The sequence below is a fragment of the Qiania dongpingensis genome, from assembly GCF_014337195.1.
Taxonomy (GTDB): Bacteria; Bacillota; Clostridia; order Lachnospirales; family Lachnospiraceae; genus Lientehia; species Lientehia dongpingensis.
Genome location: NZ_CP060634.1, coordinates 2,357,998 through 2,382,639 on the forward strand (window position 1 = coordinate 2,357,998; position 24,642 = coordinate 2,382,639).

A 24,642-nucleotide genomic window follows, 5' to 3' on the forward strand; every position below is an offset into this window, starting at 1 on the left:
ATGAATACTAACGATCTGAATACAGCCCTTTATGAAAAGATGGCTGCCGAACAGGATAAGTTCCGGGACTGGCTGAAAAGCCAGCCCCCGGAAGAAATCCTGCACCACACCTATGAATATACTGTCCGTGAGGATATTGTGATGGCGATGGAGGAGCTGGAGCTGACCGACGCCCAGGCCAAGGCACTTTTGGAATCTCCCTCTCCATTGGCGGATGTGTACCGCTATTTTGAAAAGCTGGAGACCGGCTATATGGATGTGATCCGGGACAGTATTGAGAACCGTGCCGACGATGTGTGCAGAGCTAAAGAGGAACTGCGAACAACACCGATCTATCCCCATTCAGCTGCCTATGCGAGAGAACATGGGGAGCTGGAGCAGTACCGAGCTTCCAACAATGTAAATCGCCAATGCAAGGAGTCTATTGAAGCGGCGGTGCGGGAGCACTTCGACGGAATGTATCTCAGTCACGATGCGGCAAAGGGTGTGATCGAGACCTATGGCATGGAGCGTGTGTCCATGGTTCTGTCTAACACGGTCCAGCTTCAGGACTGGGATGGGCGTTACTCCCGACGCAACAAAGAATGGGCCAAGACCATTCCCAACGATAATCCCGAAACCGTCCGTTGTGGTTATGCCTTAAACAGCCACCCTGCTGTGCTGGATGGTTTTATTGATCTGGTGCGTGAAGAACAGCAGCACAGCCGTACCCAGAGAGAAAAACTGGAACCGTCCCGTCCCTCAGTACGGGATAAGCTCAAACAGGAGCTGCCCGCCCATAAGTCTGCCGCCCCGAAAAAACGGGAGCCGGAGCGATAACCATGGCAAAGCGCAAGCGGGATGTGCCGGTTTTGTTTTGGGTGTCCGCAGAAGAACTGGAACTGATCCATCAAAAGATGCAGCAATACGGGACAGAGAATTTGAGCGCTTATCTGCGGAAAATGGCGCTGGATGGTTATGTGGTCAAGCTGGAACTGCCAGAGCTGAAGGAGCTGGTCTCCCTGATGCGCCGAAGCAGCAACAACTTGAACCAGCTGACCCGCAAAGTGCATGAGACCGGGCGGGTTTATAATGCTGACTTGGAGGATATATCCCAGCGGCAGGAACAACTGTGGGAGGGTGTGAAGGAAATCCTTACCCAACTCTCCAAACTTTCATAACAGGGATAGATACTCCATTTGCGGAGGGAGGAACGGCGTTTCTTCGCCGCACCTTCCTCCGCTTTTTCTTTTTGTCTGTATCCTTGTCTTTTGCCTGTCCGTACCGGATAATATGAGTAGAATAAGAAGCGTAGCAAAGGAGTGAAAACAGATGCTGACCTTTGAAAAGGTGCTGGAGATTTTTGCGGATTACCTAACCGCAGACGAGACCATAGAAGTTTATATCAGCCGCCATGGATGTGTAAGAGTTGAATTTGACCAAGATTTTCACTATTGCTCTGGCGAGGTGTGCCATACTCCCAAGGAACTGTTCGACCTCTTAGCCGATGATTACCGGACTTATCTGGAGATTGAACTGACCAAAGGAAAACGGGAAGTGACGGAAGATGATGAGAGAGAAGCGGATGCCCTATGCAAACAGTATCTGGAGCGTTGGAAGGAGGAACAGAAATGAAGATTTTGAAATGTCTGCTGATGATCGTAACTGCACCGGTCATTTTGGTGTTGACGCTTTTTGTCTGGCTCTGCACGGGGCTGATCTACATATCCGGTCTGGTGCTTGGTCTACTAAGCACGGTAATTGCTCTGCTTGGCGTGGCTGTGCTGATTACCTATTCCCCGCAGAATGGTGTGATTTTGCTGGTTATGGCATTTTTGATTAGCCCGATGGGGCTGCCGCTGGCTGCGATCTGGCTGCTGAGCAAGGTGCAGAGTTTGAAATTTGCGATCCAGGATTGGGTGTATGGGTAAATGATGTGAATATAATTTGGAATGAAAAGAAGCAGGACAATGGGAGATGAGACCCACTGCCCTGCTTCTCTGTTTATTCGGAACGAACTGTAATATATTTTTGATTGCGACTTTTAGGTTTATCGGGAATAGTCATTTCTAATTGCCCGGATTCTAAAAGCGGATTGATATGCTTCAAAGTGAAGTTTCTTAAATCTTTGAAGCCGCAAAATACTGCAAGCTCTTTCTTGGATTTTGGTGTTGTGCAAAAAGCCAAAATCTGTTTGGACACCGTTGATAGTTCAATATCTTGGTGGGTAACTTGGTGGATAACTTGGTGGGTGTCATCCTCTAAGTTGTAGTTTACATTTTTCAAGATGACCCTGAAATCTGTTGCTGTTGAGGAAAATTCAGGCTTATATGCCGCTGTATATCCAGGTAGCTTTTCGGTTTCACTGACGATTTTGCGTAGGCCACTTCCACGGCGTTCCATGTACTTCATGCGGTGGAACAGGTCAGCAATCACAGGGTTTCGCCGCATGGAACGGATACTGTAAATATCGTATTCCTGAATTGAGCCGCCGCCAAACATACCGCCCGGAGATGTGATTTCCACCCGATCATCAAACATATCAATATGGATTTCGCTGCCAAGCACAATATAATCACGATGGATAAGCGCATTAACAAGAGCCTCTGTCACAGCTCGTTCAGCATAATCCGGCTTGTCTACACGATACTGTGCCTTTTTGACAAAACGGACTTTGGAATTATTGCGAATAAATTCACTGCCGCTGTTCAGTAAATAAATCAAATTTCCCTCGTATTCTTTATCGTCCAGCGCATCATCAAAGATAGAGCCTTTTTCCAAGCCATTCCACCGGGTACAGAACATACGGGAGTTATAAACCGTGTGCTGATCGGTCATGAGTTTTCCGGCATTGGTCAGGAGTCCATTTTTATCAGTCAAACCAAAGGAAACATAATCGGATGGCTCAAAGCGGAGACCGGTCCGTTCCAGATAGGTTGCTTCCAGAAGTGTAAAGCTGTAATCCTTTTTTACCGCGTCTGTTGTTAGGGTATCAAAGGACTGATTGGTTCCCTTTAAGATCAGTTCATTCACAATGTAATCAGGGGCAATTACGCTTTCATTTCCAACACGGATATATGCTTCCATCACGCCGTCTGCCTTGTAATAATATGGAGTGCTGCGGCCGGGAGAAACCTCCAGAGCTAATAGATTTTTACCATCTTCCTGTAATGGTTTTAAGATGAACTGCGGTAATGGTGTGATTCGTTCTTTGATTAAGCGGCTGATCGCTTCAGCATCCTTTTGAACATCTGACAAGCCGATAGGCTCCCGGTCATCAGAGACTCCGAAAAACAGAGTGCCGCCGATCCCATTGGAAAAGGCACTGACACTTTTTAACCAGCTTTTTGGCTTTTTTGTTTCGAGAGCAACTTTGAAATCACATTCCGTTGCTTCGGCAATGAGCTGTTCTATCATAAAATCCCTCCTTTGAGGTTGTAGAATGTTCTTTTTTATTATACCCAGCGGAGAAAGTTATTGCAACGATAGAAGCAAAGAGTTCAGCGAAAAAATATTTATGAGAGGAGGGCCTTCTATTATGGCAACTACAAGAATCATGCCGCTTCATGTTGGCAAGGGTCGCACAGAAAGTCGGGCAATCAGTGACATCATCGACTATGTAGCAAATCCACAGAAAACAGATAACGGCAAGCTCATTACCGGCTATGCGTGTGACAGCCGGACTGCGGATGCAGAGTTCCTTCTGGCAAAGCGGCAGTACATTGCCGCTACCGGACGAGTGCGCGGTGCAGATGACGTGATTGCCTATCATGTGCGCCAGTCCTTCCGCCCCGGCGAGATTACTCCGGAAGAAGCTAACCGGCTGGGTGTGGAATTTGCCAAGCGATTTACCAAAGGCAATCATGCCTTTGTGGTCTGCACTCACATAGACAAGTCGCACATTCATAATCACATTATCTGGTCATCGGTTAGCTTAGAATATGACCGGAAATTCCGAAACTTTTGGGGCAGCACCAAGGCGGTTCGCCGGTTAAGTGATACAATCTGCATTGAAAACGGACTGTCCATTGTAGAGAATCCGAAACCTCACGGAAAAAGCTATAACAAGTGGCTGGGAGATCAGGCAAAGCCCTCTCATCGAGAGCTGCTGCGTGTGGCGATTGACAACGCATTATCACAAAGTCCTGCTGACTTTGAAGAACTGCTGAAGCTGTTGCAAGAGTATGGTTGTGAAGTCTCAAAGTGCGGAAAATCGTATCGACTGAAACTCTCTGGTTGGGAGAAAGCCGCCCGCATGGACAGTCTGGGCGAAGGATATGGATTGGAAGATTTGCGGGCAGTTCTCTCCGGGAAGAAAGCACATACCCCGCGAAAGAAAACAGTCACACAGGCAGAGCCGCCAAAGATCAATCTGCTGGTGGACATTCAGGCAAAATTGCAGGCTGGAAAAGGCGCTGGCTATGCTCGATGGGCTAAGGTGTTCAACCTCAAGCAGATGGCGCAGACCATGAATTACCTGTCAGAGCACAACCTGCTGGAGTATGCGGTTTTGGAAGAAAAGGCTGCGGCTGCCACGGCACATCACAATGAACTTTCGGCGCAGATCAAAGCGGCTGAAAAGCGCATGGCAGAGATCGCTGTTCTGCGTACTCACATCGTAAATTATGCCAAGACCCGTGAGGTCTATGTGGCATACCGCAAGGCGGGTTACTCTAAGAAATTCAGGGAAGAACATGAGGAAGAAATTCTGCTCCACCAGGCTGCTAAGAATGCCTTTGATGAGATGGGCGTCAAGAAGCTGCCCAAGGTCAAAGAGTTGCAGACAGAGTACGCGAAATTGTTGGAAGAAAAGAAAAAGACCTATGCCGAGTATCGGCATTCCCGTGAGGAAATGCGAGAACTTTTAACGGCAAAGGCCAATGTGGATCGGGTCCTGAAAATGGAGGTAGAACAGGATGTTGAAAAAGAAAAAGACCACGGCCAGCGGTAAGCTGGTCCTGGTCAAAAGCGTTCGCAGAACGCGTAGCCACAGAATAAAATTCTGTGTTCAAAGGGGCTTGGGGGCGCTGCCCTCAACAAGCAAGCGGAGAGGAAAATCACAAAGGGATTTTCTTCTCTGCGGGTCGGTGTGTATTAACACCGGCATTGCTTGCCTCTTTTCTCCGAAAATGAAAAGAACCAGTGAGAGAATCGTTAAATTTCACTCACTGGCTCAATTCGTTTCAAATTTCTCGGATAACTCTGTCAGTTCCTTCACCGTTTCTTGGGTGTGATGCAGCAGGGTGTCACGCATTTCTGGCGGACAGCTGGAATAAAGCATTTTCATCTGATTGACACCCTCATCCTCCAGAGAAACATCTGGATTTATAAGCGTATCTAAAGAGATGTGCAGGACCTTTGCCAATGCTCTCAAAATCAAATAGGACGGGTTCATTTTCCCTTTTTCGATATTGGCAATTTGCTTTACAGAAACATGGCTTAGATCGGAAAGTTCCTGTTGTGTCAGTTCTTTATTCTTTCGGGCTTCCCGCATTTTTTGCCCTAAAGCAGTTAAATCATCAATCGGCATAATCGTTCACCTCAAATATATTTTATCGTTCCGATTTGCACAAAGGAATAACCTTATTGTGCTTGAGAACAGGACTGATTATGCCGATTCCTTTTTGATAACATGGTTGCTCCGTGATTATGGCGTTTCCGGCTACTAATTGAACTATGAGGATGAATTGCAGATTTCAGCTTTTAGTTCGTTGCCAAACGAGAATGATATTGAATGCGGTAGGGAGGCTAGCAGTTTTATCTGCTCATCTATGAGCCGTTTTTTATTCTCTGTGACATAAAAATTCATCTGGATATTCCGTTTCCGGTTCGCCATGCGCTGCCTCCATTCTTCATAAGAGTTTGAGATTATCTCAACAAACATTTTTCATTTTCGGTCAAGAGATCTGAAAATATGAAAAATCGCAAGCGGGTACTCGCTTGCTGTGCTTGTTATCAAGCCTTACCTTCTATTTTTCTCTCTACTAATACTACAATTTGGAAAGGGGAAAATGGCTATATCCGTAAGGAAAAGCAGAAAAATGCCACGACTGAAACTCCGTTGTAGAGTGATCTGTCGTGGCATTACATTGTGAATTTATTTTTGCTGAGCCATTTTCCGATATTCAATCGGCAGGAGGCCTGTACTCTTGCGAAATAATTCCGCAAACCGGCTAGAAGTAGAGTAACCGATCATTTCCGCAATCTGTCCCATTGTGAAATCCGTATCGATCAGCAAATGCTCTGCCTGGCTCATGCGGCGCTGTTGAATGTACTCTGTGATCGTGCAGCCTTGCAGCTGCTTAAAAGATGTTTTCAGCTTAGTGGTTCCCATACAGGCGATTTTTGCAAGACGTTCTAATGGAATATCAAAAGCATAGTGGTCATTGAGATAAGCAATCACATTTTTCAGTTGCGCCACATCCTGCTCGGACAAACGTTTCTCTTTACGGGACAGAATTTTTTTCTGTTCTTCCACGACAAGAGATACGGCCTCGGCTACTTTCGCTTCATAGAATAATCCTGCGGCAATCCCATCCCCACGGTAGACCTTTACTTCATGGAGCAATTTAGCCATAGCTGGGAAATCTGTTGTCTGATCGATCTGCCGGAAAGCTGCAAGCGGGCTGATATAATCCCCTGGATATTGCTTTTGGAGATAATCCTCATAGTATGCCGGCATGACTTCGATACCGATGGAACGGATGGGGATTTTTTTGTGGATCAGCGCCTTGTATGGCTTATAACCGCCGATAAAGGCTTTAATACATCCGGCAGACATCCGCCGATAGGGATTTAATTCCTCCCCGGAGATAGATTCATACTGGGTAATGCTTAAGGCTTCTGGCAGGTTAAATTCCATGAAGAAATCTTCGTGAAAATAGAAATCGTGGATTTTAATGTCGTACAGGTCTTTTTTCGCATAGACCCAGTAAAGGCCTTCCCCAAATTCAGGCGATAACCGCCAGCATTGTCCGGCAGAATTGAAGCGGTTATTGCTATCTACCGGGATAAAATGGTTATCTGTTAAAAGCGGCTCATAGTAATCCGCAATAATGCTATTGTTCAAATGACGGCCTCCTTTGAAACGATTGGACGGAGCTTTGCAATGAAAGGACGAAGATGCCCGGAACATATTGCAGACCGCCCGGAAAGTTAGTATCATATAGACCGTGGTTAGCAGCAACTAATCATAATATAACAGATTTCAGGCGGTAGGTCAACCGTTCTTGAAGCAGGAGGAAAAAATATGAGTAATCAAGTAAATGCAAAGGCAGGATTGTCCGTCAAGGACTTAGTAACAACAGGGATTTTCACCGCACTTTTGTTCGTATTTATCATGGTGGGTGGCGTCTTTTTTGCTACCAACCCGATGCTGACCTTTTTCATGCCCGCCGGGAGTGCTCTGCTTGCCGGGCCGGTTTATCTGCTGATGATCGCAAAAGTACATAAGCGCTGGAGTATCACGATCATGGGCGTTATAATGGCCATCATCTGGTTTGTCACCGGTATGCACTGGGCGTTTGCGCTGGGCTATCTCATTATGGCCGTCGTAGCGGATTTTGTCGCCGGTACAAAGCAGTACAAGAGCAAGAAAATCAACAGCCTGTCCTATATCCTTTTCTCCCTGGGCGGAACAGGGTCGTACCTTGTTTTCTTCGCTGATCCCCAGGGCTGGGCACAGACCATGTTGGGAAATGGAACCGAGCAAAGCTATATCGACACCATGCAGGCGACCGCAAACGCGGGAATCTTTATCGCCATGTTTGCCGCTCTCCTTGTAACAGCTTCTATCAGTGCATTTGTGGGCTGCAAAATGCTGAAGAAGCAGTTTGAAAAAGCAGGTATTACAGCATGATGGGTAACACCGTCCAGAAAGGGCTTTGGCTTGACCCGCGGGCCAAGCTCTTTCTTATTTTAATGTGCGTACTGTGTTCCATGTTCGCACCTTCCCTTTCGTATCAGTTTGCACTTGTCCTGCTGATTGCTGTATTGGGAGTGCTTTGCGGAAAGTGGAAATATTCCATAAAAGGGGTCTGCTTTTATGCCGTGGTCTGTGTACTGACGGTCTGGATCATGGCGGCCATGACGGGGACGCTACGGACCATGTTTGTTGCGTTCCTTGGACTGTACCATAAAGTTTATGCTTGTGGGATGCTGGCAGGGATTGTCCTGTCCACAACGAAAGTCAGCGAGTTTTTATCTGCCATGAACCGCATCCATGCCCCGAAAAAATTTGTCATCACATTTGCGGTCATGCTGCGCTATATTCCAACTATCCAGGAGGACTGGCATTTTGTTAAGGACGCCATGCGGATGCGGGATGTATCGCCCTCCCTGGGCGGATTCCTTTCCCATCCGGGGATGACGGTAGAGTGTATTTATGTGCCGCTGATGATGATGGCCTCCAAAGCAGCGGACGAGCTTTCCATTGCCTCTGTTACTCGCGGGATTGAGAATCCCAATCCCCGGACCTGCCTTGTCCAGATAAAATGCGGGATTGCAGATTGGATGGCGATGTTGATTGCTGTTGCTTTCTTTATTTTTGAATTATGTATGCGGGGAGGTGTGACCGGGTGATTGAATTTGAAAATGTATCATTTTCTTATGAGGGACAGGAGCATGGTGGTCTGCATGGAATCAGCCTGAAAATTGCAGACGGGGAATGTGTCTTGTTCTGTGGCCGTAGCGGGTGTGGAAAAACAACGGTCACAAGGTTGGTAAACGGCCTGATTCCACAATTTTACCAGGGAGAACTTCAAGGGCGTGTGCTGGTGGACGGACAGGAAATCAGCAACCTGCCCATGTATCAGATCGCCGCAAAGGTGGGCTCCGTCTTTCAGAATCCCCGGACGCAGTTTTTCAATGTGGATACGGACAGTGAGATTGCGTTTGGAATTGAAAATGAAGCCAGGCCGGTAAAGGAACTGGAGGAACGGGTAGAACAGACAACAAAAGATTTGCATATTGAAAAGCTACGGAACCGCAATATTTTTGAATTGTCTGGTGGGGAGAAACAGAAAATCGCGTTTGCGTCTGTCTATGCCATGAACCCGGAAATCTATCTGCTGGACGAACCATCCTCGAATCTGGACATGGCTTCCATCCAGGAATTGAAAGAACATCTGCGGCTGATAAAAAGCCAGGGGAAAACCATTTTGATTGCGGAGCACAGACTCTATTATCTGATGGAGCTGGCAGATCGCATTGTTTATCTGGAAGATGGAGAAATAGCAAGGATTTTCACGCCGGAGGAATTTCTCCGGCTGCCCGAAACCGAACGGGAACACATGGGGCTGCGGGCGGTTGATCTGGCAAGGGTGCTCCCTCCGGCCAGTCATCCGCCTATTTCCTCTCCCACATTAGCACTCCATGATGTTACTCTGCGCTATAAAAAACGGACGATTCTACACCAGATTGCTCTTTCTGCGGCAAAGGGGGAAGTCATTGGGGTGGTCGGTCATAATGGAGCCGGAAAGACCACGTTTTCTCGCGCCCTGTGTGGGCTTCATAAAGACTGTGAAGGCGCGTTCCTTTGGGACGACCAGCCGATGGAACACAAGGCGAGGTTGAAACGCTCTTATATGGTTATGCAGGATGTGAACTATGAATTGTTTGCGGAGAGTGTGGGGGCAGAATGTTCCTTCGGAATCCGAAACCCGGATCAAGATTTAGTAGAGGAAACCATGAAGGAATTGGGGCTTACAGCCTACCGGGAACGCCATCCCAACACGCTTTCCGGTGGACAGAAGCAACGTGTGGCTGTGGCAGTCAGCATGATATGTGGAAAAGATTTGCTGGTGTTCGATGAACCCACCAGCGGCTTGGACTTTGACAGCATGGCGCAGGTGGCAGGTCTGATAAAACGGTTATCCGAACAGGGGAAAATCATTTTTATTGTCACCCACGATTTTGAATTTGTCTGCCGTACCTGCTCCCGTGTCCTGCATTTTGATGAAGGGGAAATGCCGGATGACATCCCTGTTGTGATGGATTCCCTTCAAAAGCTCCGGGAACTGTTCTCTGTTTCAGAGAGAAAGGAGATGTGAAGTGATGAAACAGAAAAAAGAAAACAGGATTGCACTGCTGCTTCAATGGGCCGGTGAGCAAAAAATCTGGCTGCTGCTGGCAATCCTGCTGGCCATGGCAAGCGGCCTGTGTATCATTGTCCCGTATATCGGGATTTATCGCCTGATGGATGCCGCTTTCCAGCATATCTGCACAAAAGAGCTTGTCGTACAGACGGTAATGATGATCTCCGTTTCTGTGGCCCTGCGCTTTGTTTTATTCGGGTGTTCCGGTGTGGCGGCCCATAAAGGTGCTTACGGTGCTTTGTTCAAGGTGCGCTGCATGGTGGCGGAACATCTGGCAAAAGTCCCCCTTGGTACATTGAATGAGCGGCGGACCGGGGATATTAAAACGGTTCTGAATGAAGATATTGAAAAGCTGGAGTTGTTTTTAGCCCATAACCTTCCAGACCTTGTGTGCTATATGGTAGGGCCGGTAGCAATTTTCATTTATTTGATGACAGTAAATATCCCATTGGCACTGGTTTCCCTGGTGCCGTTGATTTTGGCCGTTGTGGTAATGGGGGTTATGTTTCGGAATACGGACGGTTTGATGGACCGGGCGAACCGATCCATTACAACGCTCAATTCCGTTATGATCGAGTATATCAGCGGCATGAAACTGATTAAAGCGTACAACATGGGGAGCAAATCGTTCCAGAAATTTTCCGGTGCGATCCAGGAAGAGAATGCCATGTGGAATGAAACCTCCCGGAGAATGGGGCCTCCTTATGCAACCTTTGTGGTTCTGATTGAATGTGGGATGCTGCTGATGGTTCCCCTGGGCGGGATGTTCTTTCTGAAAGGCTCCCTGGCGGCCAGTGCATTTTTGCTGTTCGTCTATGTCGGCTCCATGTATCTGACGGAGATCCGGCCTTTACAGGAATTGGGGACAAACTTTGCGAATGTCCTGGGCGCCATTACCAAAACGAAAGAAATATTGGACGTTCCTGTTTATGAAGGTGGAATGGGCTTCCCGGAAAACCATGATATTGAGCTTAAGAATGTACGTTTTTCCTACGATGGGAAAACGGATGTCCTGCAAGGCGTCAACCTCAAGATCAGGGATGGGGAACGCATGGCACTTGTGGGACAGTCCGGCGCGGGCAAGAGTACCGTGATTGAACTGATCTCCCGGTTTTATGATGTGCAGGAGGGGGAGGTGCTGATCGGCGGGATCAACGTGAATGAACTGAACTACGATACCATCCTGAAGAATATTGCCATTGTATTTCAAAAGACATTCCTTACCCGTGACAGTGTACTGGAAAATATCCGCATGGGTTCAGACGCCAGCCTGGAGGAAGTACGGGCTGCCGCCAGGGAGGCGCAGATTGATGACTTCATCATGTCGCTGCCGGATGGTTATGACACAAAGGTAGGCAGCTTCGGCTCCCGTTTCTCCGGTGGGGAAAAACAGCGGATTGCTATTGCAAGGGCGATCTTGAAAAATGCTCCCATCCTGATTCTGGACGAAGCGACAAGCGCCTCTGACCCGGAAAATCAGATGGAAATTGATAAGGCCATTCAGAACCTCTGCAAAGGCAGGACGGTCATTGTGGTAGCGCACAGGCTGAGCGCCTTGAAAATGTGCGACCGTGTGGCGGTGGTAGAGAATCATACGATCACCAGCGTCGGTACCCATGAGGAAGTGCGGAAAGAGAACGCTTATTATCGGAAAGCATGGGAGGACTACGAAACAGCGAGGGGAATTACTTATCAACTGGAAGGAGGCGGGCAGAATGAATCCAAATAACGTATGGAAGAAGAACCGGGAGTTTTATATTGGCGTTGCCGGGACTGTCCTGGAGGGGCTGTTCTCTGGTAGCCTGTTTATGCTGCTTTATTCCGTCATGCGGTTTTTATGGGACGGTCAGTTTGATATGAACCGTGTACTGGTCCTAACAGGTGTTATTGCATTTATCTTTCTGCTCCGTATTTTGATATACAGCTATGGCTATACCAAAGCACAGATCGGCGGCGCAAAAGTCAGTAAAAATATCCGCTTGTTTATGGGCGACCATCTCAAGCGTATCCCGCTTTCCCGGTTTACACAAGGGCAGACAGGCGATTATATCAACACCATTACCAGTGATGTAAATAACTATGAAAAAATTCTGACCCATAAGATCGGGGACATTGCAAAGAGCTTTGCCCTGTCGCTGATGTTGATTGTTTTTGTGATGACGATCTACTTTCCAGCCGGGCTGATCCTCCTGATTGCCGACCTGCTTTTGATCCCCGGATTGTGGCTTTCTTTCCGGCAGGTAGCGAAGTATGGCAAAGAGAAGAACGATATTTGTGCAGAGAATGTCAGCAGCATTGTGGAGTATGTATCCGGTATCCAGACTTTCCGGGCCTATGGCGTTGGCGGTCTGAAAAACAAAACCGTGATCCATGCCATGCAGGAGTTTAGCAGGATCAGCTTTGTGTATGAAGCCAAGGTTCTCCCGATAGGTGCGGGATTTGGTATTTTGAGCTGGCTGTCCTGCCCGGTTGTGATCTGGACGGCCTATGGCCCCTGGGCAGCCGGAACTTTAGATACCGTGTCCTATCTTTTGATTTGTATGCTGCCTTTGTTCTGTGCGAAGCTGGCAAATTCCATTTTTGTAGACCTCACCAGCTATAAGAATCTGATGATCTCGAAAAATAAAATCATGGCTGTGATGAAGGAACCGGAAGAAACCGGCAGCATGGAGCCGCTACAGGCAGCCTCCCATGAGATTGTATTTGACCATGTGAACTTTTCTTATGTTCCCGGGGAACCGGTGTTAAAACAGGCTTCCTTTACTGTGCCGGATCAGAAGCTGACCGCCATTGTGGGGGATTCCGGCTCCGGCAAGTCTACCATCCTGAACCTGATTGCAAAATACTATGAAGTATCTGGCGGCACGATTTCCATAGGAGGCAGACCGATCAATCATGTAGCTGCGGAACGGGTATTAGACCAGATTTCTATGGTGGACCAGGATGTGTTCCTGTTTGATGATACAGTGCGGGAGAATATCCGCCATGCCCGTCCGGATGCTACGGACGCAGAAATTGAAGTGGCCTGCCGAGAGGCAAACTGTGACGGCTTTATCCGCAAGATGGAGAGGGGTTATGATACGCCGATTGGGGAAAATGGAAATCTCCTGTCCGGCGGCGAACGCCAGCGCCTTTCCATAGCACGTGCCATTTTGAAAAACAGCCCGATCCTGCTGCTTGACGAGGCGACGGCCTCCCTAGACATTGAGAATGAATTGGCGGTAAAGCAGGCGATTGCGAACCTACTGAAAGAGAAAAAAACCGTGGTGATGATCGCACATACCCTATCCATCGTAAAAAATGCCGATCAGATTCTGGTGGTTTCCGATGGTCGGATCACCGAAGCTGGTACACACGAAGAATTGTTAGCAAAGGATGGAAAGTACGCTGCCATGTGGAACGCAGAACAGCAGCTTTCCGCCTAAAAGGAGGCTACGATGAAGATTCATGCGTCCGGGGAGGATTATCTGGAGGCTGTGCTGATACTCCAAAAGAAGCAAGACATGGTCCGCTCCATTGACCTTGCCCGGCACATGGGCTTTAGCAAACCGAGTATCAGCCATGCGGTAGGCGTTTTGAAAAATGGAGGTTTTCTGACCGTGGATGATGATGGGTTCCTTCATCTGACCGTCATAGGTCGGGAGATTGCCGAGAAAATCTATGAACGCCATTTGTTTTTTATGGAGCAGTTTATCGCTGCTGGCGTCGATCAGGAAACAGCGGAACAAGACGCCTGCCGGATTGAACACGCCATCAGTGATACATCTTTCCGAAAGCTGAAGGAGAAAGTACAAGGAACCGATTAGCGCACATCGGCTCCGCTCTGCTCTGCATAATAAGTTATCTGCCCCGTCCGGGGAAAGAAAAAAACCGTTGACTGGGGCAGATAATTTCGTGCGCTATTTTAAGGTTTGAACTCAATCGGCGGTTTTGAAGGACAATTTCAGAGCCGCCGTTTCTTTGCGTTTACACAAACTAATGACGACTTGCAGGGACACGGTAGCCGCTTGGAGGTTAATTTGCCGTGTCTCTTTTGCTTTTTCAAAGCTCCCATGATCTACATCAATTAAAAAAAGCATTGCCCCTCCTCCGGGCAAGTATAGCATTGCATCGGCATTATCGTTCCATGTGATTCAGCATAATAATGACTGTTCTTGGTGCGCCAGTTTCCCATTGCGGGAATCTGGCGTTTTTTGTTGCCTTTTTTTCGGAGATAATCCGGCTGTATACCGGTGTCGTTCCCCACCTCCATTCGATTCACTCGTCAATCACCCGTGAATCGAATGGAGGTACATAATGAAGAAAATTAACCTTCGGGAACTTTATCCTGATGTTTATACAACAGACTTTTTTGTAGATGTGACAGAGGAAGTAATGGAGACTATTCGAGCAGCTGAACGTGCGGAGGCTGCGTATGAGCGAAAGATGTATCGTTATAAAGCACAGTATTCTCTGGATTGCGAGAATGGCATTGAAAATGCGGTGCTGTTGAAGCCGAAAACACCGGAGATGCTTCTGGAGGAAAAGCAGCTTCAGGAGCAGGTCTATTCTGCTGTGATGAATTTACCGGAAAAACAGGCAAAGAGGATTTATGCCCGATATTACCTGGGAATGACGGTAAATGAAATTGCCGGGGTAGAAGGTGTAGATCCAAGCCGTGTTCGAGACAGTATCCGCCGTGGCTTAAAGCAGCTCGGAAAATATTTTTGATAAAGTTTCATTTGATGCGCCTGTTTTTTGCCTTTTTTGTCAGTGTTAATAAGAAGGACAAGTTTTCCTCCTTCATCTGCACATTGACAATCGAATAGACAGCACAACAGGTACATAAACCCATGTATGAGCGAATATGAAACGCCGCGAGGATGGAGCAGTCAGGGAGGTGATGAAAGCACTGCTTCGGAGCGATCTACGATTTCATAAAAGAATGGTGGCAGATTTGGCGCGATGACTACATGGGGGCTTAAAGATACTTCCTCACGGCCCGCCAAAGACTTGGGGGGAACCCTGCGGCACACGTTACGAACGATGCTGCGGAGTTATGACATCCGCGCCAGCGGAGACCTATTGTGTTCCCATCGTCAGGGGGCGTGGCAAATGTGACGAAAGCTGAGAAATATAAATAGGAAGCGTTTACAGCTTCCTGTTCAAAATCAGATACCATGCGCTGGCAGTTTCGGCTGCCAGCGTATTCATGTGGCTTTGAACAAACACGATGACAAACTTGACAGATTGGAGGGAATATGCTTTATGGAAAAACTTATTACACGAAAAGAAGCAGCAGAAATTTTAGGTATCAGTATTGCAACGCTGGACGCGGCCCGTAACAATGGTCTTATTTCTTATGTGCAATATGTGCAGAATGGCTGTGTGTACTTTACCTCGGCGGGCCTTCAGGAGTATATCGCAAAATGCACCCACAGAGCAAAGCCAGCAGAAAAGAACGCAACATATCGTAAACCTCGCAGAGCTGGAGTGTGAGCCGGTCCGTATCCTTGTCGAAATCATAATGGTCTGATAAAACATAGATACAGCGCTGGAGTATATTCTTAGGAGGTGGCGGAATTGGCAAAAAGAAAAAGAGCAATTCCACAATACGGTACAGTTACGCTTAACGGCATAGATTATTATAGAACGCGGGTTCAGAACGCAGATGGAAAACTGGTGGCCCTTTATGCGAGAACACCGGAAGAATTATATGATAAAGAGTTGGGAGCATTAGAGCAGATCGACAACGATACATTCTGTCGGAAATCCCCGACGGTTGCAGACTACTGTGAAAAATGGCTTTTGATGCAGTCGGTTCATGTGAGGGCAACCACACTGATAGATTATACCTCAAAGGTCAGACGGCACATTATAAAAGAACTGGGACAGATGCGGATGGCAGATGTGACACTGGATGACATTCAGCTTGCACTTGTTCCTGTTTCCGAGAAGTCCGCTTCGGTATATAAGTCAGTGGTTATCCTGTATAAATCCATTTTCCGTGCAGCAAAGGAAAGTAAGATTATTGATAACAACCCAACGACTTACCTTACAGCCAAAGGTGGAGGCGTTCCGCAGAAGGACAAAGCTGCATTGACGGATGAACAGGCCGCCAGACTGCTGGATGCCATTCAGGGACTTCCGCCGTATGTATTTGTCATGTTAGGGCTGTATGCAGGATTGCGGCGAGAAGAAATTCTTGCCCTAAAATGGGATTCTGTATATCTGGATGTGGATTGCCCTTATTTAACGGTACGCAGGGCATGGCACACGGAAAATAACAGACCGGTGATTCTGGATGAGCTGAAAACGAAAGCCGCGCATCGAAATATTCCGTTGCCAGTTTGCCTGGCGGACTGTCTGAAAGAGACAAAAGCTAATTCACAGTCAGAATATGTGGTGCCGAACCGGGATGGTGATCCGTTGTCCTATACACAGTTCAAGCGGCTCTGGCAGTACATTGTAACCCGAACAGTCAAGGAGCGTTTCTATTATCGCTACGAGGATGGAAAGCGTGTAAAGCACACGGTTACGCCAGTCCTCGGTGAAAAGGCAGCGCATAACGGCAAAGTGATTTACAGTTTGGATTTTGAAGTGACACCGCATCAGCTGCGGCATACATACATTACGAATCTGATTCATTCGTCCGTGGACCCGAAAACGGTTCAATACCTGGCGGGGCATGAGAGTAGTAAAATTACGATGGATATTTACGCAAAGGTTAAATACAACAGACCGGATGAGCTGGTAAGAACAATGGGTGGTGCATTTGCCCAGTGGGATGCAGCACAGGCATAACAATTATAAAGAGTAGGAAACAAAGCTGGAGCGAGGCAAGGATGTCTCGCTCTTTGTTTTACATAATCCGTATCTTTGATTAAGTGGGTGCTTTCTGATAAAAAGAAGGTGTGAATTTAAGAACACTCATTATCAGGAAAGGAAGATTTGTATGGCTAAGAAAAAACAAAGCGTTCCAGAGTACGGAACGGTTACAAGAAAAGGAACACTGTATTACAGAACCAGAATTACAGATGCCGATGGAAAGCAGGTCAGCTTATATGCGACCACCTGTGAAGAATTATATGAAAAGCAGTTGGAGGCCCGGAGACAGGTGGATGAGATCATCTTTCACCGAAAGCATCCAACGGTTGCCGAGTATTGTGAGAAATGGCTGCTGATGCAGTCAGCAAAGGTGTCTACGGCTACTATAAAAGGATACAGACAGAATATGAAGAATTATGTCATTAGCTCTCTGGGAGATATGTATATGGAGGAAGTGACTGCGGATGATATTCGTCTGACGCTTGTTCCGCTGTCTCAAAAATCGAAAGGACTGTATGATACGGTAAATATGCTGATTAAGTGTGTGTTTTATTCGGCAGAGCGCAGTCAGCTGATAGCCGATAATCCATGTGTGGGAATTTCAGCAAAGGGCGGAAAAGCATCGAAAAAGAAAGATGCCTTAACAGATCAACAGGTTGTGGTTCTGTTGGATACGGTGAAAGAGCTTCCGCCATATCTTTTTATTATGATTGGTTTGTATTCCGGCTTGCGTCGGGAAGAAATTCTTGCATTGCAATGGGATTGTGTATTCCTGGATGAATCCACACCATACATTTCCGTGAGACGTGCATGGCGCGCGGAGCATAACAGGCCGGTGATTTCTACCGTTCTAAAGACAAAAGCAGCTAAAAGGGACATTCCCATTCCGAAGTGCCTGGTGGACTGCCTGCGGGAAGCAAAAGCCAATTCCATATCGGAGTATGTGATTGCGGACAGTGAGGGACAGCCGCTTTCCTATTCTCAGTTTACGAGAGTTTGGCAGTATGTAGTTGTTCGTTCTGCGAAAGAGAGAACTTACTATAAATATGTGAATGGACAGAGCATCAAATATACCGTCAAGCCGACATTAGGAACAACGCAGAGGAACAATCCCAAGATTCGCTATACCCTGAATTTCGATGTAACACCGCACTTGTTGCGGCATACCTACATCACGAATCTGCTCTATGCGGGCGTTGACCCTAAGACAGTTCAGTACCTGGCAGGGCATGAGAATAGTAAGACAACTATGGACATTTACGCGAGGGTCAAGTATAATAAACCAGAGGAACTTTTCGAGGTAGTGAATGATGCTTTGAACCAGGAGAATTTCGATGAAAAATCACCGATTTCCATGGTTAAGGAATAGGACAACCGACAACAGAAAATGCGAAAAAGCCCGTAATATCAAGGAAAAACGCACCATAGAGATGTTTAATACGGTCTCAAGGCAGCACGTCGTGCGCCTCAGTTCAGCAAGAGGTAATCTGCTGTTCAGACTGTATCGAAATGGTTCAAAAAGCCCCGGAAATCGTATGGATCCGGGGTTTTTCTATGCCCCCATTTTATTATATACGAAGAAAAATCCCCAAGTGAAGCGACGGATAATACAAAGGCGGCTGTATGATTTGATAGGTACCCTTTTTGCTGGACAACCAGTAAGGAGGGTATTTTTTTATGCAAAAATCGAATACGAGAGAGGTGTCGTTTTACTGCCATAAATTAGAATTTATTTAGAGATTTATTGATTTCCCTGTAGAAAAATGGTAAATTAATATATATATATATGAACAAGCTATGGCTGTTACATATCTATGGATTTTATCTGAAAAGGGGTGTATTTTATGATGGATAAAGAGAGTACTGTAAAAAAGCCCCTTATACGAGTATGTATTTTTATAGTTATATTGCTTATCTTTTTGTCATCATCCCTCTTTTATATATTTTCTTATCGGAAACTGAACCAAAATATTGAGCAGGAACGAAGGAATTATGTCAGCGAAATCAGTCAGCAGTTATGTTCCAATATCTCATCCGCTCGATCCGCCAATCTGAAACTTTCTGCTCTGCTGGCGGACACGCTTTCGGGTGTCCAGCCTGATACCTTTGAAATGTGTAAAACACTTCTTCAAAGTTATACGCAGGATGGCAGCAGTGTTTTCTTTGTGACGGCAGATGGGTCAGTGCTGTCTGTTGACGGCGCAGCCGCCGCCATTGATAATCGGGGCTATGTTAGCCAGGCTTTACGGCAGGATAATTATTCCGCTTTTGAGCGGGTTGGCCTTAACGATGAATACTGGCTCTTTTCTTCCCTGCTTAAAGCGCCTTGTGTGGTGGAGGGACAGGAAATTCAGACGGTAATCCTTGCGTGGGATAAAGAAGCATATTCCAAAGATATGACCATCTCTATTTTTGACGGCCTGGGTTATTCTTTCCTGGTTAATGCAGACGGCGTCATTACGGTATCTCCGGAAGCTGTGGATCAGGGAGCGATCGGCTTCAATATTATGACTACACTGCAGGAATGGGGTATTGATACCTCCTGTTATGAGACAATTCAATCGAATCTGAAAAGCGGAACAGACAATGCCATCGTCTGCAAGCTGGGTGGGATTCAATGGCTTATGCAGTATCATCAGCTGGAGGAAGGGAACTTTACCTTTATCATGATTCCGTTGGCGCTGACAGCGGCTGGAACCTATCACGGATTGACGGCGACGACGCTCTCTGCTTTAGGTGTGTTCTTTTCTCTGTTCCTGTTTGTTATTTATATAATTTTGAGTAACGCAAGGAAAGAGAAGCTGCGCCAGAAAGAACTGTATGAGATTACACTGGCAAAAAAAGCGATAGAAGCGAAGAACGATTTTCTGGCTAAGATGTCCCACGATATTCGGACCCCGATGAATGGCATCATTGGAATGAACTATATTGCAGCATCCAAAGTTGGTACGGATGATAAAGCAGTTTTGTCCAGTTTGAAAAAAATGGAGACGGCCTCTAAGTTTCTGCTGAGCCTTATCAATGATATCCTGGATATGAGCAAGATTGAAAGCGGCAAGATGGAGCTTTCCAGCAAAGCGTTTTCCATGGATGATTTACTGCAGAATATCCGAAATATGATGGAAATTACGGCGGCTGAGAAACATCTGGAGTTCAAAACGGTTTTCAGTGTCAGCACAGAATACGGCTATCTGGGAGATGCCCTTCGCGTGAACCAGATTTTGATGAACCTGCTTTCCAATGCGTTCAAATTCACAAAGCAGGGAACTGTTCGGCTGGAGGTGTTCGCCCAAAGGGCGGATGATAAGAACGATCAGGTCACCATGGTGGTTGCAGATACGGGGATCGGGATGGCACAGGAGTATTTGGATAGGTTGTTTACCCCATTTCTTCAAGAAAACACGGAAACAGCCGTGAACTATGGCGGCAGCGGCTTAGGCCTTTCTATTGTGAAGAGTCTGGTGGATTTGATGGGTGGAACGATTACGGTACATAGCGAAAAAGAGGTTGGAACAGAATTCGTAGTCAGCCTGCCTCTGGAGCGTACAGCTATCCGGATGCGGGGAATCAAGGAGGATAGACCAAGCGATACAGACACCTTGGCGGGGAAACGGGTTCTGATTGCCGAGGATAACGAACTCAACGCAGAGATCACCATGGAAGTCCTGCGAATGAAGGGGCTGGAGGTTGACTGGGCCCAGACGGGCAAAGAGGCGGTAGAGCGTTTCCTGTCGGCCGAACCGGGGTACTATTCCATAATCCTGATGGATATCCATATGCCGGAGATGGACGGCTTGACCGCCGCAAAAGCCATTCGGGCATCCGGACACCCGGACGCGGCCACGATTCCTATCTGTGCGCTTTCTGCCAACGCCTTTGAGGACGATACCGCAGCCTCGCGGGAAGCTGGAATGAACGACCACTTAAAAAAGCCGCTGGAGTTGGATGAACTATATGCGGCCCTTAAAAAATACATCAAATAAACGGAGGAATGGTTGAATGAGGTACAGAAAATTCATTTCGCTGCTGCTGTCGGCCACGCTGTGCGCCGGTATGTTAGGCGGCTGCGGAATGCAAGATACAGAGCAAAAATTACCCGTGGGCGCGGCGGAAAATGAGATCATCGCCTATCAACCCGTTGACGACGGCAAAATGCTGATCACCGTCCGTGCCGAGTACAATGGGATGCCGGAAAATCTGGAGGAGATCATTGAAGCACAATTCCCGGAAGTGGATGTGGTACTGCGGCTCCATGCCTGCCCCGAGAAAGGTGACGAGGTTTCTGCGAGCCTGGATCATCAGGACTTTGAAGATGTTGTATTCTCCTGGGGTATTTCCGCAATAGAGGATGACCGGCTGGCCGAAAATTTCGTGGACCTGTCTTCCAAGGGCTTTGTCAGCAATTATTTCACCACTGCCTTAAATAGCTGTGAATACAACGGTCATTTATATTATCTGCCCGGCCCCGGCAAAATTCAGGGGATCGTCTATGACAAAACGCTGTTTGATGAACACGGTTGGAAGGTTCCAACCAGTTTGGATGAGTATCTGGCGCTCTGCCGGACAATCAAAGAGGAAACCGATTTGCTGCCGGCAGACTTCACTTTTAAGTGGCCAAGCGGATTGACGTCCCTCATTAACGCCTGGGCATATGGAGATGTTCTGGCCGGTGACGCCAATTACCAGTGGCTGCAAAAATATGCCGCAGGTGAAGAAACCATGGCGGGTCACATGGAGCCCATGTTCGAGCTCTTCCAAAAACTGCTGGATGCCGGAGCCATCTCCGCCGATACCTTTGAACGTGAACCATGGGACCGCAGCGTGGCCCTGTACTCCGAGTACACTACGGCGATGACCGCCGAGACCCAGATGGCCCCGATCTATGCCCAACAGCTGGAGTCCACCCACGAGTATGCCATGATGCCCTACTGGGGCGGCAATGGACCGGACTCGGATTATTTGGCTGTGGAAAACAGCTATCACATCGCGGTGAATAAGAAGCTGGAAGATGAGGGCAATGAAAAGAAATATGACAAGGTCATGGAGATCATGGCCTGGCTCAGTTCGGTAGACGGGCAGCTGGCCATGATTGGCGATATGGGTATGGTGGTCAGTAACGTGAAGGATGTACCCATGGTCAGCAATGACTTTACCAAAAATGTGGAGGCAACCATAGAAAAGGGGCATTTGGTTCCGAATACTCATTACGTCAGCATCGCTGATTCCAAGGAGTTTTACAAAACATTTCATCAGGGCTTCTGGAATATCGCCAAGGGTATCCAGACGCCGGAGGATGTGATGCGCGACTGCGACGCCAAGGTAAAGGAACTGCTCAACGGCGCGGCGGAAGAAACGTCGGAAACTGTATATGGCACCGCCACGAAGGATTTCTCACGGCTGGAGACCGGATTATATCTTGCCGATGCCCTGCGCCGGGCGACAGATACCGACCTGAGCATCATCTTAGTGGGCAAGGCCAGCTGCGGCACTGTGTCCCGGATCTATGAGGGCGAAATTACAGATACGGTGCTGAATACCGTTGGTCTGAATACCTTTAGCGGAGAGGACCCGGATTTTAACAAATTCGCGGTGACCACCATGACCGGAGACCAGATCGTGAAAATCCTGCAGAGTTCCTTTGAAGACGACCCCAAATTACAGAGTACGTTTACCTGCTTTGTGACCTCCGGATTGAAGGTGGAGTACGCTCCCTGGGCAGGTACGGGAGAGCATTTGGTGAAGGTGACCAACGCCGACGACAGTGAATTTGATCTGGACAAGACCTATTCCGTCAGCTACTGCAACGGCTCCTTTACCATGCAGGGAAGCTCCAGCACGGAAGTCACAAATTCCATCATCCCCGGCCTGGAACCGGAGAAAATCTACCAGGAATCCATTGTGGAACTGCTGGGCCCAGTGGTACAGGCGGATAAAGAAATTGCGCCCTTTACCGACGGACGCCTGGTGCTGAACTGGGATATTGTCGGGCAAACAAAATAGTCTGACAACAAAAAGCTCCATTGCAGCATCACAATGGAGCTCTTTGTTATCGGACCTACTTACACTCTGCAGAGGAAAGAAGTTTTTCCGTTTGCTTGATCTGTGTCAGCACAGATTGGAGCAAATCTGACATTCCCTCTGAAAACAGGCCGATATTTTTTTCATCCAAAGCACGTTCCAGCACTTCAATCGTGCCGGATATTTTGCCGCTTCCCTCTTCCCTCCATTGATTCAGTAAAAAGGGATATGAAAGGAGCAGGAAGCCCGACAGTTTACCAAATGTTTCAAAAAAAGAAGATAATGGATAAAGGACCATCGAGTAATCTATCAGCAGTATGGCTGCTTCCAGAACACAGCAGTTTTTCTTCTCCGACAGGATCTGTTTCATCTCTTGAATATGCTCGTTGGTAAGCTTTGAAAATTCCCTTTCGACCATATTTTTGACGACAACCAAAAGGATTTCGGCGCTTTCCCGCGCCATTGCAATGTTCTTTTGTATGGTGGGCCGCTGCAGCTTTTCAAAATCAGGAGGGCTAAATTCGATTCGATTTCCGACGCCGTTCATGGAGTGAATCAGTCCCATGTCGCGCAGCAAACTCACCGTGCGCCTGACGGTACTTATGGAAACAGAAAGCTCCAACGCAAGATTTTCATAGGACGGGAGCATTTCTCCCTCCCAATACTTTCCGCTGATAATCCCATAAATCATCCTTGCGGCCAGGGTGTGGCAGTGCTGAGGCCTGTCGCGGTATGTCTGCCAATGAAAGGAAATCTGCTCCGGCTTAGGGGTTGTTTTGGCAGCTTCCGCAATAAATGCCAGCAGCGTGGCCTGTGTAAGAGCCTGAAATCCCGAAAACGCTTGAAATAAGCCGGTCCGGTCAAGAGCCTCACAGCTCGATACCGTCAAATTGTAGTATTCCTTATATTCCGCGCTGCTCTCTTCGCTAAAGGATGTCATGCAGGGAAACTGGAAAAAAGAAACCACATCAGAAAACAAAGTATTGATCAGCTGATTATGGACAGCGCGCAGCATGATCTCGCAGCAAAACATAGAAATAGATACGATGTTAGAACCTTTTTCCCTGCAAACGCTCAAGATCTGCATCAGATCATCGTCAGTGAGCTTTTGACAGCCAGCATAAAAAAAAGGCGTTAAAAGGAGCGATGCGATATGGTAAACCACATCAATTTCATCTTTGCGGGCGAGATAATAACTTTGTGTGTACTGGAGAGCCTCACTTGGCGTGGTCTTATAGATTACTTCGGTATGCCTTCCCGGTGAAACAAAAATCAAGCCGTCCCGCTGCAGCTTTTTTAATGCGTTTCGTACTGTTTGCGGCGCTACCTGATATGTGTTGCCGATTTGTTCAATCGTTGGCAACAAGTCTCCCTCTTGGAGCTGCCCAAATAGAATGTGACATTTGTAATAATCATAAATCAAATTATATTTTTCTCGCTCCACAATCAGCGTACCTCCGTGCAGCCATAAAATCTTGCCCTTTTTAATTTTATGTTTCTATTATACTCCATTTGGCGGTGACAGTCTATTCATTCTTGGAGATATTGAGATGCTATAAACTCACACAGCTCCACCCGTCTCCATTCCAGAGTTCAAGCTTTTTTTGTATTTGCTGTGGCCGAAGGGAGCGGGAAAAGTAATATAATGTTGATTTATGCACAAAAAGTTGATATAATCAAGACATATATACATACATGAACAAGGAACGGAATTTTGCCTTTCCAGGATATAGTCCCGCCTGAG

At 47.3% G+C, this 24,642-nt stretch carries 22 protein-coding genes; 17 read left to right on the forward strand and 5 right to left on the reverse strand.

Annotation, left to right across the window (positions count from 1 at the left end; all coding sequences use genetic code 11):
* The 4 genes from H9Q78_RS11025 to H9Q78_RS11040 all read left to right on the forward strand — a co-directional run bounded on the left by H9Q78_RS11025 (window position 1) and on the right by H9Q78_RS11040 (window position 1,910).
* A complete protein-coding gene (locus H9Q78_RS11025) occupies window positions 1-819 on the forward strand; it encodes a DUF3849 domain-containing protein (protein WP_044907628.1) in 819 nt (272 codons plus the stop codon).
* A 2-nt stretch (window positions 820-821) separates the two neighbouring features.
* Window positions 822-1,160 (forward strand): plasmid mobilization protein, encoded by a 339-nt coding sequence (locus tag H9Q78_RS11030; protein WP_003526263.1) that lies wholly within the window; start codon window positions 822-824, stop codon window positions 1,158-1,160.
* Between the two features lie 151 nt (window positions 1,161-1,311).
* On the forward strand, window positions 1,312-1,614 hold the full coding sequence (locus tag H9Q78_RS11035; protein WP_015529855.1) for a hypothetical protein: 303 nt from the start codon (window positions 1,312-1,314) through the stop codon (window positions 1,612-1,614).
* Window positions 1,611-1,910 carry a CD1845 family protein gene (locus H9Q78_RS11040; protein WP_097772891.1) on the forward strand — a complete coding sequence of 100 codons (300 nt, stop codon included), beginning with the start codon at window positions 1,611-1,613 and terminating at the stop codon, window positions 1,908-1,910. Before H9Q78_RS11035 ends, H9Q78_RS11040 begins: the two co-directional genes overlap by 4 nt.
* A 73-nt stretch (window positions 1,911-1,983) precedes the next feature.
* Here H9Q78_RS11040 and H9Q78_RS11045 read toward each other — a convergent pair whose 3' ends face one another.
* Window positions 1,984-3,396 (reverse strand): ATP-binding protein, encoded by a 1,413-nt coding sequence (locus tag H9Q78_RS11045; RefSeq protein WP_003526266.1) that lies wholly within the window; start codon window positions 3,394-3,396, stop codon window positions 1,984-1,986.
* 121 nt (window positions 3,397-3,517) lie between these two features.
* Here H9Q78_RS11045 and H9Q78_RS11050 point away from each other — a divergent pair, with 121 nt between their 5' ends.
* Window positions 3,518-4,930 carry a relaxase/mobilization nuclease domain-containing protein gene (locus tag H9Q78_RS11050; protein ID WP_195232503.1) on the forward strand — a complete coding sequence of 471 codons (1,413 nt, stop codon included), beginning with the start codon at window positions 3,518-3,520 and terminating at the stop codon, window positions 4,928-4,930.
* 222 nt (window positions 4,931-5,152) lie between these two features.
* Here H9Q78_RS11050 and H9Q78_RS11055 read toward each other — a convergent pair whose 3' ends face one another.
* Window positions 5,153-5,509, reverse strand: a complete 357-nt coding sequence (locus H9Q78_RS11055; RefSeq protein ID WP_005337966.1) for a helix-turn-helix domain-containing protein — start codon at window positions 5,507-5,509, stop codon at window positions 5,153-5,155.
* A gap of 567 nt (window positions 5,510-6,076) precedes the next feature.
* Entirely contained in the window at window positions 6,077-7,048 is a 972-nt protein-coding gene (locus tag H9Q78_RS11060; protein WP_008395299.1) for a helix-turn-helix transcriptional regulator, read from the reverse strand.
* A 180-nt stretch (window positions 7,049-7,228) separates the two neighbouring features.
* Here H9Q78_RS11060 and H9Q78_RS11065 point away from each other — a divergent pair, with 180 nt between their 5' ends.
* The 6 genes from H9Q78_RS11065 to H9Q78_RS11090 are packed head-to-tail and all read left to right on the forward strand — an operon-like array spanning window position 7,229 to window position 13,879.
* The gene (locus H9Q78_RS11065; protein ID WP_008395298.1) at window positions 7,229-7,837 is read left to right on the forward strand and encodes an MptD family putative ECF transporter S component; all 609 of its coding nucleotides are present in this window, start codon (window positions 7,229-7,231) and stop codon (window positions 7,835-7,837) included.
* On the forward strand, window positions 7,834-8,559 hold the full coding sequence (locus H9Q78_RS11070) for an energy-coupling factor transporter transmembrane component T (protein ID WP_117485010.1): 726 nt from the start codon (window positions 7,834-7,836) through the stop codon (window positions 8,557-8,559). The genes H9Q78_RS11065 and H9Q78_RS11070 overlap by 4 nt, the downstream gene beginning before the upstream one ends.
* The gene (locus H9Q78_RS11075; RefSeq protein ID WP_117485012.1) at window positions 8,556-10,028 is read left to right on the forward strand and encodes an ABC transporter ATP-binding protein; all 1,473 of its coding nucleotides are present in this window, start codon (window positions 8,556-8,558) and stop codon (window positions 10,026-10,028) included. The genes H9Q78_RS11070 and H9Q78_RS11075 overlap by 4 nt, the downstream gene beginning before the upstream one ends.
* 4 nt (window positions 10,029-10,032) lie before the next feature.
* Entirely contained in the window at window positions 10,033-11,802 is a 1,770-nt protein-coding gene (locus H9Q78_RS11080; protein ID WP_195232497.1) for an ABC transporter ATP-binding protein, read from the forward strand.
* On the forward strand, window positions 11,789-13,498 hold the full coding sequence (locus H9Q78_RS11085; RefSeq protein WP_117485016.1) for an ABC transporter ATP-binding protein: 1,710 nt from the start codon (window positions 11,789-11,791) through the stop codon (window positions 13,496-13,498). The genes H9Q78_RS11080 and H9Q78_RS11085 overlap by 14 nt, the downstream gene beginning before the upstream one ends.
* A 12-nt stretch (window positions 13,499-13,510) precedes the next feature.
* Window positions 13,511-13,879, forward strand: a complete 369-nt coding sequence (locus H9Q78_RS11090) for a metal-dependent transcriptional regulator (protein ID WP_117485018.1) — start codon at window positions 13,511-13,513, stop codon at window positions 13,877-13,879.
* A gap of 111 nt (window positions 13,880-13,990) precedes the next feature.
* On the opposite strand, the gene H9Q78_RS11095 is transcribed toward H9Q78_RS11090, so the two are convergent.
* Complete coding sequence (locus tag H9Q78_RS11095; RefSeq protein ID WP_015529866.1) at window positions 13,991-14,152, reverse strand: hypothetical protein; 162 nt, start codon at window positions 14,150-14,152, stop codon at window positions 13,991-13,993.
* A gap of 217 nt (window positions 14,153-14,369) precedes the next feature.
* On the opposite strand from H9Q78_RS11095, the gene H9Q78_RS11105 reads away from it, so the two are divergent.
* From H9Q78_RS11105 to H9Q78_RS11130, 6 genes are all read left to right on the forward strand, one after another.
* Window positions 14,370-14,783 carry a sigma-70 family RNA polymerase sigma factor gene (locus H9Q78_RS11105; protein ID WP_015518833.1) on the forward strand — a complete coding sequence of 138 codons (414 nt, stop codon included), beginning with the start codon at window positions 14,370-14,372 and terminating at the stop codon, window positions 14,781-14,783.
* Between the two features lie 537 nt (window positions 14,784-15,320).
* Complete coding sequence (locus tag H9Q78_RS11110; RefSeq protein ID WP_008728422.1) at window positions 15,321-15,551, forward strand: helix-turn-helix domain-containing protein; 231 nt, start codon at window positions 15,321-15,323, stop codon at window positions 15,549-15,551.
* Between the two features lie 84 nt (window positions 15,552-15,635).
* Complete coding sequence (locus H9Q78_RS11115; RefSeq protein ID WP_008728423.1) at window positions 15,636-16,856, forward strand: tyrosine-type recombinase/integrase; 1,221 nt, start codon at window positions 15,636-15,638, stop codon at window positions 16,854-16,856.
* A gap of 151 nt (window positions 16,857-17,007) precedes the next feature.
* Complete coding sequence (locus H9Q78_RS11120; protein WP_195232493.1) at window positions 17,008-18,249, forward strand: tyrosine-type recombinase/integrase; 1,242 nt, start codon at window positions 17,008-17,010, stop codon at window positions 18,247-18,249.
* A gap of 742 nt (window positions 18,250-18,991) precedes the next feature.
* A complete protein-coding gene (locus H9Q78_RS11125) occupies window positions 18,992-20,863 on the forward strand; it encodes an ATP-binding protein (RefSeq protein ID WP_249301736.1) in 1,872 nt (623 codons plus the stop codon).
* 16 nt (window positions 20,864-20,879) lie between these two features.
* Complete coding sequence (locus H9Q78_RS11130) at window positions 20,880-22,880, forward strand: 5'-nucleotidase C-terminal domain-containing protein (protein ID WP_249301738.1); 2,001 nt, start codon at window positions 20,880-20,882, stop codon at window positions 22,878-22,880.
* 55 nt (window positions 22,881-22,935) lie between these two features.
* Here H9Q78_RS11130 and H9Q78_RS11135 read toward each other — a convergent pair whose 3' ends face one another.
* On the reverse strand, window positions 22,936-24,342 hold the full coding sequence (locus tag H9Q78_RS11135) for a GntR family transcriptional regulator (protein WP_249301740.1): 1,407 nt from the start codon (window positions 24,340-24,342) through the stop codon (window positions 22,936-22,938).
* Window positions 24,343-24,642: the final 300 nt, after the last annotated feature.